The organism is Microcoleus sp. bin38.metabat.b11b12b14.051 (genome assembly GCF_013299165.1).
Classification (GTDB): Bacteria; Cyanobacteriota; Cyanobacteriia; order Cyanobacteriales; family Microcoleaceae; genus Microcoleus.
This window is the reverse complement of record NZ_JAAFKD010000056.1, coordinates 8,422-19,479: the sequence shown is the minus strand read 5'-3', so window position 1 is coordinate 19,479 and position 11,058 is coordinate 8,422. Positions and strand designations below refer to the sequence as shown.

At 47.2% G+C, this 11,058-nt stretch carries 6 protein-coding genes; 3 read left to right on the top strand and 3 right to left on the bottom strand.

Annotated features, from left to right (window positions below; all coding sequences use genetic code 11):
* Window positions 1–169 precede the first annotated feature (169 nt).
* Window positions 170–3,481: a carbamoyl-phosphate synthase large subunit gene (gene carB / locus QZW47_RS29670; RefSeq protein ID WP_293136025.1), complete on the bottom strand. Its 3,312-nt coding sequence runs from the start codon at window positions 3,479–3,481 to the stop codon at window positions 170–172.
* A 664-nt stretch (window positions 3,482–4,145) separates the two neighbouring features.
* On the opposite strand from carB, the gene QZW47_RS29665 reads away from it, so the two are divergent.
* Window positions 4,146–5,360 carry a transposase gene (locus QZW47_RS29665; RefSeq protein ID WP_293136022.1) on the top strand — a complete coding sequence of 405 codons (1,215 nt, stop codon included), beginning with the start codon at window positions 4,146–4,148 and terminating at the stop codon, window positions 5,358–5,360.
* Window positions 5,361–5,906: 546 nt separating this feature from the next.
* Here QZW47_RS29665 and gcvP read toward each other — a convergent pair.
* Both gcvP and gcvH read right to left on the bottom strand, forming a co-directional pair.
* Window positions 5,907–8,846, bottom strand: a complete 2,940-nt coding sequence (gcvP, locus tag QZW47_RS29660) for an aminomethyl-transferring glycine dehydrogenase (protein WP_293136017.1) — start codon at window positions 8,844–8,846, stop codon at window positions 5,907–5,909.
* Between the two features lie 140 nt (window positions 8,847–8,986).
* On the bottom strand, window positions 8,987–9,376 hold the full coding sequence (gene gcvH, locus QZW47_RS29655; protein WP_293136014.1) for a glycine cleavage system protein GcvH: 390 nt from the start codon (window positions 9,374–9,376) through the stop codon (window positions 8,987–8,989).
* 60 nt (window positions 9,377–9,436) lie between these two features.
* On the opposite strand from gcvH, the gene QZW47_RS29650 reads away from it, so the two are divergent.
* Window positions 9,437–10,264, top strand: a complete 828-nt coding sequence (locus QZW47_RS29650) for an alpha/beta hydrolase (protein WP_293136011.1) — start codon at window positions 9,437–9,439, stop codon at window positions 10,262–10,264.
* Between the two features lie 127 nt (window positions 10,265–10,391).
* On the top strand, window positions 10,392–11,058 hold a 667-nt coding region (locus QZW47_RS29645), incomplete at its 3' end, for a hypothetical protein (RefSeq protein WP_293136008.1).

The window sequence follows — 11,058 nt, the reverse complement described above, 5'->3', positions numbered from 1 at the left end:
AGGAATAAAAGTCTTACCAAAAAAGTTAAAAGAGTATCTACCCTTATGGCAACGTTCTGAAACTTTACCGAAATGGGATATCACGATTACCCCAATTTGACTGGTATTTTATTTTTCCGCGCCTCCCTAAGTCTTTTGTAAGGTGCGCAGTGCGCACCCTACAATCACCCTACATTTGCGGGTAATAGTCTTGAATTGCTTTCACTTCCATCGGGTGCGATTTGAGCGATCGAATTCCGGCTGCTGTCGCCTTAGCACCGGCTATGGTGGTAATAATCGGGATTTTGTAAGTCAAAGCTGTGCGACGGATAAAGATGCCGTCGGCGCGGGATTCTTCACCGGAAGGGGTGGTGATAATTAGTTGGATTTTCTCGTTTTTGATTGAATCCAACAAATTTGGCCGCCCTTCGTGCAGCTTCAATTCCAAATCTACGTCTAAACCTTGCTCTCGCAAAACTTTGCGCGTACCGTGGGTTGCAACTATTTTGAAACCCAATTCCAAGAATTCCTTGATTACTGGAACTACTGCTAGTTTATCGCGATCGCGCATCGAAACCAGCACAGTTCCCGACTGTGGCATCACTTGGCCAGCGCCGAGTTGAGCTTTGGCGAAGGCTTTGCCGAAATCTGTGTCAATTCCCATGACTTCGCCAGTCGATCGCATTTCCGGCCCTAACAAAGTATCAGTTCCCGGGAACTTAGCAAATGGTAGCACGGCCTCTTTCACGGAAACGTGAATTGGTACAATCTCTTTCGTAAAACCTAAAGCTTCCAAAGTTTGACCAGACATGACTCGCGATGCCATTTTTGCCAGGGGAACCCCGATCGCCTTGGACACAAAAGGTACTGTACGAGAAGCCCGGGGATTAGCTTCTAAAATGAAAACTTCCTCTCCTTGGACAGCAAATTGAATGTTCATCAACCCGATGACTTTCAGAGCTTTTGCTAGTTCTATTGTCTGGCGGCGAATTGTGACTAAAGCTGCGTCGGAAAGCGTTTGGTAAGGGATGGAACAAGCAGAGTCGCCGGAGTGGATACCTGCTTCTTCGATGTGTTCCATAATACCACCGATGGTGACATTACCAGTTGCATCGGCGATCGCATCTACATCAACCTCGATCGCATTTTCCAGGAACTTGTCTATTAAAATCGGGTGATCCGGTTCTACCAGCACCGCATAAGTCATGTAACGTTCCAATTCTGCATCGGAATAAACAATTTCCATCCCTCGCCCGCCCAACACGTAACTCGGCCGCACCACCACCGGATAACCGATCCGCCCAGCTACTATCAAAGCATCCTCAAAACTGCGCGCCAAACCGTTAGCAGCTTGCTGAATATCCAACTCCCGCAGAATCTTTTCAAATCGCTCTCTGTCTTCAGCAGCATCAATGGAATCCGGCGAAGTTCCCCAGATTTTTGTTTGTACTTCCGAATGATTTTCGAGGGCTTTTTGCAAAGGAACTGCTAATTTGAGCGGTGTTTGTCCGCCGAATTGAATGATTACTCCTTCGGGATTTTCCGCCTCGATGATGTTGAGAACATCTTCTTTGGTTAGCGGTTCAAAATACAGGCGATCGCTCGTATCGTAATCTGTCGAAACCGTCTCCGGATTCGAGTTGACCATAATTGTCTCAAACCCATCTTCCCCTAGGGAATAAGAAGCGTGACAGCAACAATAATCAAACTCAATCCCCTGTCCGATCCGGTTCGGCCCGCCGCCTAAAATCATCACTTTGCGCTTGGTAGAAGGCAAAACTTCCGACTCCGGCGCCAGACTGTGAGCCACAGGCGAAATCTTCTTTTCTTCATCGCCCAATTCCGAAATTGCCGCCCCCAGTTCGTAGGTGGAATAGTAATAAGGTGTAAACGCTTCAAACTCGGCGGCACAGGTATCGACTGTTTTGTAAATCGGGACTACGCCTAATTCTTTGCGGTAAGCGCGGACTTCATCTTCCGATGTTTTGGTAGCGTAAGCAATTTGGCGATCGCTAAATCCCAACTGCTTTATTTCAAACATTGTGTCTTTTGTCAACTGGTTGAGCGCAGTTCGTTTCAAGAACTTCTCGGCTTCGAGCAATTCCTGCATTTTATCCAAAAACCAGGGGTCAATTGCTGTAAGCTCGAAGATGTCTTCTACCGACATTCCCATCATCATCGCGTGGCGCACTGTAAAAATGCGATCGGGATTTGGTGTACGCAATCCGGCGCGAATTTGTTCCAAACTAGGCAACTTTTCCGGTTTGTCGCACCCGAAACCCGCGCGGCCGGTTTCCAATCCCCGCAGCGCTTTTTGGAAAGATTCGTTGAAGCTGCGCCCGATCGCCATTACCTCTCCTACTGACTTCATTTGCGTCGTTAGAGTCGGTTCGGAACCGGGGAACTTTTCAAAAGCAAATCGGGGAATCTTCGTCACTACGTAGTCAATTGTCGGTTCAAAAGACGCGGGAGTTTTCTTGGTAATATCGTTGGAAATTTCGTCTAGAGAGTAACCTACCGCTAATTTTGCCGCCATTTTGGCGATCGGGAAACCTGTTGCTTTCGAGGCCAAGGCGGAGGAACGAGAAACCCGGGGATTCATTTCAATCACAATGAAATCGCCGTTGACTGGATTGACGGCAAATTGAATGTTAGAACCGCCGGTTTCTACTCCGATTTCGCGGATAATTTTCACCGAAGCATCCCGCAGGCGCTGATATTCTTTGTCTGTGAGGGTTTGCGCTGGGGCGACGGTGATCGAATCGCCGGTGTGGACGCCCATGGGGTCGAGATTCTCGATCGAACAAATAATCACTACATTATCTGCCAAATCTCGCATCACTTCCAGTTCGTACTCTTTCCAACCGATCAAAGATTGTTCGATCAAAATTTGCGATACCGGACTAGCATCAACGCCACCTTGGGCCATTTCTTCAAATTCTTCTTGATTGTAAGAAATGCCGCCTCCCGTGCCGCCCATTGTAAAAGCCGGACGGATAATTAACGGATAAGTGCCGATTTGATGGCCGATTGCTTTGGCTTCGTCGAGATTGTTAGCAATTCCCGAAGGACAAACGGCAACGCCAATTCGTGCCATTGCTTCCTTAAATAACAGCCTGTCTTCTGCCATTTCAATAGCAGGCAATTTAGCGCCAATCAACTCTACATTGTACTTTTCCAATACGCCATTTTTAGCAACGGCAACGGCTAAATTGAGCGCCGTTTGACCGCCCATTGTCGGTAAAATTGCTTGAGGTCTTTCTTTAGCGATGATTTGTTCGAGGATGGCCGGTGTTAGAGGTTCGATGTAAATGCGATCGGCCGTTTCCGGATCGGTCATAATCGTTGCAGGGTTGGAATTCACCAGCACCACTTCATAACCTTCTTCTCGCAAAGCTTTGCAAGCTTGCGTCCCCGAATAGTCAAATTCGCACGCTTGGCCGATAACAATTGGGCCGGAACCAATGAGAAGAATCTTTTTTAAGTCTTGACGACGGGGCATAGGTTCGTAATTGGTAATTGGACAAGATTAACGATAAATTTGACATTTTGCACCAATTTGGACAAATCAGAGCCTGAAACTGGCAACTTTCGCAGCTAGGGGAAGCCCCGCCCCGACAAGTTCGATCGCAAAATGGTACAACATATCATCAAGTCCAAACTATTTTAATTGTTGTTGGTAATATCGTGTTGTATAATACAAATCCCTTTCTAAAATCCTGTGAGCGTTCCGCCGCTGCTGGCTTAACGTGGTATACAAGGCTTCTGAGTCGATCGTGCGCTCTGTCGTACACCAGATAAATCTTTTGATGGGGAAGCAGGCAGGATGCTCTACACCACAGGCAAGGATACTGCTACCACACCACAGCCCAGGATGCGTCAGAGACCCGCACCAGCGCCCTCCTCTCACCCAAATATCGGGAACACAGGCATTCGGGGTCAAGTTATCCGAATCGCCGGAAAACCCTGCCCTTCCAGGGCGGGGATGTAGAGGCGGCGAGCGAGGAATCCCATCCCCTCGCTACCGACAATCTTTAGAGCTCGGTAGCGAGGGGATGGGTGACGAGCAAGCAATAGGTCTGCGCCTAGCACCAAATATCTTCCCACCTTGGTAGTTTTATGATATAATCTTCATCATAATAAATATATTTCGCACAACAGTCCCAATGCTCATTTTTGAGTACAAAGCTTACGGTAAATCTAACCAGTTCATCGCAGTTGATGAGGCGATTCGGACTGTCCAGTTTATCCGCAATAAAGCGATTCGCCTATGGATGGATGGACAAGCAAAGTCCTGTTACGATCTCAATAAATATTGCGCTGTATTGGCTCGTGAATTTCCATTTGCCAACCAACTCAATTCGATGGCACGTCAAGCAGCAGCCGAACGTGCTTGGGCATCAATCCAACGTTTCTCTGACAACTGTAAAGGTAAAATTGCTGGTAAAAAGGGATTTCCTAAGTTCCAGAAACACTGCCGTTCGGTTGAATATAAAACATCTGGATGGTCGCTAAGTGACGATCGTAAATCGATTACTTTCACTGACAAAAAAGGAATCGGACGACTTAAACTTAAAGGAACTAGAGATCTAAACTTCTATCAACCCGATCGAATTAAACGGGTAAGGTTGGTCAAAAGAGCGGATGGCTACTATGTTCAGTTTTGCATCTCCGTTGACCGCACAGAGATGTTACCTGCTACTGGTGACACGATTGGATTAGACGTAGGGCCCAAAAGTTTCTACACTGACTCGAATGGTTTAGAAGTTGAAAACCCTAGATTCTATCGAGTTGGTGAAGTAAAGATGAAACGAGCGCAACGCTTAGTTTCTCGCAAAGTCAAAGGCTCAAAAAATCGCATCAAATCTCGAATCAAGCTAGGAAGAATCCACCTGAAAATAAGTAGGCAACGTCAAGACCATGCTGTGAAATTAGCACGGTGCGTAATCAGATCTAACGATCTAGTAGCCTACGAAGATTTAAGAGTGAGAAACATGGTCAAAAACCATTGTTTAGCTAAATCGATTTCTGATGCTGGTTGGTATCAATTTAGAGTGTGGCTAGAGACATTCGGGCGAATATTTGGCCGGGTTACTGTTGCTGTAAATCCTGCCTATACCAGCCAAGAATGTTCTAGTTGTGGCACTGTGGTTAAGAAATCTCTATCTACTCGCACCCATATCTGTCAATGTGGTTGCGTGTTAGATCGCGACCACAACGCAGCACTCAACATATTGACCAAAGCAATAGGCACCGTGGGGCACACGGGCACCTCCGTACTCGATACGGTAAACGCTTCTGGAGACATACCCTCTACTTTCGCTGGTGCAAACCTGCGTGGGCAAGGTGCGTCATTGATAGAAGAATCCTCTCGCCTTTAGGCAGAGGAGTGTCAAAGCCCAGTATTAAATAGGTGAGGCAGAGGTTTAGATTTTAGATTTTAGATTGGGCGATTGATTGGTCAATACCTCATATGAGAGATCGGACTGCTATAGATTCGGTTGCCAAAAAAATGCCGCGGAAGGCAAGCTGCCAAACCGGGCAATCATCAGTCATACCATTTTAGATTTTAGATGGGGAATAAGTCTGATCGTGTGCGATCGATTACCATAAAAAAAATGGTTTGTAGTGCGGACTTGAGTCCTCCGTATTTTTCGGACTGAAGTCCGTACTACGAACCCTTTTTGTGGTGGTAATCGATCGCACACGAGATGGCGTTTCTAGTGAGAAGGACTCGGACTACATAGGAATGATACCGAGTGTGCGATTGCGCTTCTGGCCCAAAGCAGAAGCACTAAAGTCCTGACTGCAAACCTGTTTTTGAGACTTTTAGAATTCTAGGACTTGCATGCCTCGCGACAAACCGCTTTGAGATTGGGGCGCGTTTATCTGCCGTCAGGTGCGCGGGCGCACCCGCAGATAGTGATTTAAGCTTGACTGTAAGCCTCCATTGGCAAACAAGAACAGACAAAATTGCGATCGCCAAACGCATTATCGATCCTGCCCACCGCAGGCCAGAACTTATATTCCCGAGTCCAAGCTGTCGGATAAGCAGCTTGCGCGCGAGTATAGGGATGATTCCACTCATCAACCATCAGAGATTCTGCGGTGTGCGGCGCATTTTTCAACACATTATTTTGCGCGTCCACATTACCTTTTTCTATCTGGGCAATTTCCCGACGAATCGCAATCATCGCTTCGCAATAACGGTCTAATTCTTGCTTCGATTCGCTTTCCGTCGGTTCCACCATGACCGTACCAGCAACCGGCCAAGAAACCGTCGGCGCGTGATAGCCGTAATCCATCAACCGTTTAGCGATATCTTCGACTTCGATAGCCGCAGATTTTTTGAGCGATCGCAAATCCAGAATGCACTCGTGCGCTACCAAACCAGCTTTGCCTTTGTACAAAACCGGATAATAAGATTCTAACCGATGCGCCAGGTAATTAGCATTAAGAATTGCTACTTTTGTCGCCGCAGTTAAACCAACTTCTCCCATCATCCGAATGTACATCCAAGAAATAGTCAAAATGCTGGCACTCCCCCAAGGCGCCGCCGAAATAGCGCCTATAGAATTGCTATCTTTCTGTCCGTTGGCATCTGCCGAAACATCAGGCAAGAAAGGCACTAAATGAGACATCACGCCAATCGGCCCCATGCCGGGGCCGCCGCCACCGTGGGGAATACAGAAAGTTTTGTGCAAATTTAAGTGACAAACATCAGCACCAAAATCGCCGGGACGGCACAAACCAACTTGAGCGTTCATATTGGCGCCGTCCATATAAACTTGTCCGCCGCAGTTGTGGACAATCTGGCAAATTTCTTTAATTTCTGACTCAAACACGCCGTGGGTAGATGGATACGTTACCATCAAAGCAGCTAGTTCATTTTTGTGTTTGTCGGCTTTCTTCTGCAAGTCAGCGACATCAATATTTCCCTGAGAATCGCACTCGACAGCAACTACTTTCATTCCCGCCATCACCGCGCTAGCCGGATTTGTACCGTGGGCTGACTGGGGAATCAAACAGATGTTGCGGTGAGATTCGCCTCGATGTTCGTGGTATTGGCGAATTACTAACAAACCCGCGTATTCGCCCTGGGAACCGGCGTTTGGTTGCAAGGAAATTCCAGCAAAACCGGTGATTTCTGCCAGCCACTGTTCGAGTTGCACGAACATCATTTGATAGCCGCGAGTTTGACTGCGGGGCGCGAAGGGATGTATCTTGCCGAATTCTGCCCAAGTCACGGGAAGCATCTCGGCGGTTGCATTCAGTTTCATGGTGCAAGAACCCAAGGGAATCATCGATGTGTTTAGCGATAAATCCTTGGCTTCTAAACGGTGCATATAGCGCAACAGCTCAGTTTCGGAGTGGTAGCTGTTGAATACAGGATGGGTGAGATAGGGGGTTGTGCGATCGCAAAAATCAGGTAAAGTCAAGAATGAATTCAATTCTTCTGCATCCAGCGGAATGTTGAGAGCATTCTGTCCGTCGGCCCTGAGATAATCCTTATTTTGTGAGAAAATTTCCCACAACTCTTGCACGTCTTCAACAGTGACAGTTTCATCTAAAGTGATTCCCACTGTCGTACCATCGAACACTCGGAGATTAATCTGGCGAAGTTGAGCAGCTTCGAGAAGTTCTGACAGCGGTTTGTCTCCCAATTCTACTCGCAGAGTATCGAAGAAAGGTTGGGAACCAATTGTGTATCCAAAACTTCTTAAACCCGATGCCAAAAGTGCAGTTAAACTCCATACTTTCTCGGCAATGTTTCTGAGTCCAGACGGGCCGTGATAAACAGCATACATACTCGCCATCACTGCTAGCAAAACTTGGGCCGTACAAATATTGCTAGTTGCTTTTTCGCGCCGGATGTGCTGTTCGCGAGTTTGCAAAGCCAAACGTAAAGCAGATTTGCCGTTAGCATCTTTGGAAACGCCGACAATTCGCCCGGGAACTTGCCGTTTAAACTCTTCTTTTGTGGCGAAATAAGCTGCGTGAGGCCCTCCGAATCCCATGGGCACTCCGAAGCGCTGGGTGCTTCCTACGGCTATGTCCGCGCCGAATTCGCCGGGGGGCGTGAGGAGGCAAAGGCTCAAAATATCGGCGGCTACTGTGACTAAGGCGCCGACTTGGTGTGCCGATCGAATAAAATCGGTATAGTCGTAAATTGCGCCATCGGTGGCTGGGTATTGCACGATCGCGCCGAAGATTGTACGATCGAACTCAAAGCTTTGATGGTCGCCGACAATCACTTCAATTCCCAGCGGCTTAGCGCGAGTTTGCACCACTTCCACGGTTTGCGGGTGGCAATCTTGGGACACAAAAAACGCTTTTGCCCCTTTTTTGCTAGCGCCGTAACTCACAGCCATTGCTTCCGCCGCCGCCGTCCCTTCATCCAGCAAAGAAGCGTTGGCAATTTCCAAACCCGTGAGCTCGACTATCATGGTTTGGAAGTTCAGCAAAGCTTCTAATCGCCCTTGGGCAATTTCAGCTTGGTAGGGAGTGTAAGCTGTATACCAGCCGGGATTTTCCAGGATGTTGCGCCCGATGACCGGCGGCGTGATGCAGTCGTGATATCCTGTGCCAATGTACGATCGAAAAACCTGATTTTTGGCAGCAATTTCTTTCAATTCTGCCAAAGCCCCGTACTCGCTTTGCGCTGCGGGAAGTTGTAGCGGTTGATTGATGCGAATCGCTGCGGGAACCGTTTTGTCAATCAAGTCATCGAGGCTGGAGATGCCCAAAACATCTAGCATTTGCTGGATTTCGCTGGGTGTTGGGCCAATGTGTCTAGCTGCAAAACCATCGATGGGAGAAAGGTTTTGCTGTTGGCTGGGTTCAATTTGCGGGCTGTAGATTACCAAGGCTGATTCTCCTGAATTGACTTTTCTTCTTTGTTTGTAACATTTAGTCACAGAAGAAAGGAAGGAAGAAGGAAGAAGGAAGAAGGAAGAAGGAAGAAGGAAGAGGGAAGAGGGAAGATTTTCCCCCTCTCCCCCTGTCCCTATTCCCCTTCCACCATTTGGCGATACTCTTCGACAGACAAAGCATCATCAGCTTCGCTGGCGTTGTCAACGCGGACTTTCAGCAGCCATCCGGCGCCATAGGGGTCTTCGGCCAAATTTTCGGGAGACTCTACAATCTGATCATTGCGTTCTATGACTGTACCGGTAATCGGCGCTTTTAAATCTTCAACGGCTTTCACTGACTCGACTGTACCGAAAGCTTCGCCCTTTTCCAACCCTGCGCCGACTTCTGGCAAATCTAGAAACACGATATCACCGAGTTGGTCAACTGCAAAGGCACTAATCCCGATGGTGGCTATTTCACCTTCGAGTCGGATGTATTCGTGACTGTCTAAGTATTTCAGGTCATCGGGGTATGCTAGTGTCATGTCAATTCCTCGCTGTAAAAAAGTCTCAGTTAAATCTTATTAAACTATGAGCATTGAGTTATGTCTAACTCGAATAAAAAAAATATAAAAAATTTGCTTTTCGGGGAATTCTCTCTGAGACGAGTCTTGAGTTCTATAATTTTTATTTACGCTTTTCTGTGTTTTTACGCTGTCTTTTTTTCAGACCGGATGATTTTTCAACCTCCCGCTGCTGGCTACCAGGATACTAGCGAAATTATTAAACTTAGCTCAGCTAATGGCATGAAAATTTCTGCTGTTCATTTTCCAAACCCCCAAGCTCAATATACCATACTTTACAGTCACGGCAATGCAGAGGATTTGGGATATATTTGGTCGGTCTTGCGAGAGATTCGAGACAGTGGGTTTGCTGTATTTGCTTACGATTATCAAGGTTATGGGACGAGTCAGGGAAAGCCTTCTGAGTATAATGTTTATCGCGATATTGATGCAGCTTACGGTTATTTAACTGAACAGTTGCGAGTACCGCCCAAGCGGATTATTCTGTACGGGCGTTCTCTTGGTGGCGGGCCGGCTGTTGATTTGGCTTCGCGGCAGCCTGTTGGCGGTTTGGTGGTTGAAAGTTCCTTTGTTTCGGCTTTTCGGGTGTTGACGCGGATTCCGTTTTTACCGTTTGATAGGTTTGTGAATGTTGATAAAATTGGCAAAGTGCGATCGCCAGTTTTAGTGATTCACGGTAAGGTCGATCGGGTAGTGCCGTTTTGGCACGGAGAGCAGCTTTTTGCGACCGCTAAGCAGCCGAAACTTAATTTTTGGGTCGATCGAGCCGGACACAATGATTTGATGGATGTGGCGGGCGATCGGCTTGCTGAAACTTTGCGAAAATTTGTTAAAATGCTTTCGCAATAGAAACTCCTAGGGTGCGTCAGCCTGCGATTTTTTCGATTTGCTGCGAAGATAATTTTAGCTGACACACCCTACAAACTACGAACGAACCCTAAAAACTAGGTTTGATCGTGAGGACTTCAGTCCTTCTTTGGATACCGGAAGAAGGACTAAAGTCCTCACTACGAACCCTACAAACCTGGTTTGTAGTGAGGACTTCAGTCCTTCTTTGGATACTGGAAGAAGGACTAAAGTCCTCACTACGAACCCTAAAAACCTGGTTTGTAGTGAGGACTTCAGTCCTTCTTTGGATACCGGAAGAAGGACTAAAGTCCTCACTACGAACCCTACAAACCTGGTTTGTAGTGAGGACTTCAGTCCTTCTTTGGATACTGGAAGAAGGACTAAAGTCCTCACTACGAACCCTAAAAACCTGGTTCGTAGTGAGGACTTCAGTCCTTCTTTGGATACCGGAAGAAGGACTAAAGTCCTCACTACGAACCCTACAAACCTGGTTTGTAGTGAGGACTTCAGTCCTTCTTTGGATACCGGAAGAAGGACTAAAGTCCTCACTACGAACCCTACAAACCTGGTTTGTAGTGAGGACTTCAGTCCTTCTTTGGATACCGGAAGAAGGACTAAAGTCCTCACTACGAACCCTACAAACCTGGTTTGTAGTGAGGACTTCAGTCCTTCTTTGGATACCGGAAGAAGGACTAAAGTCCTCACTACGAACCCTACAAACCTGGTTTGTAGTGAGGACTTCAGTCCTTCTTTGGATACTGGAAGAAGGACTAAAGTCCTCACTACGAACCCTA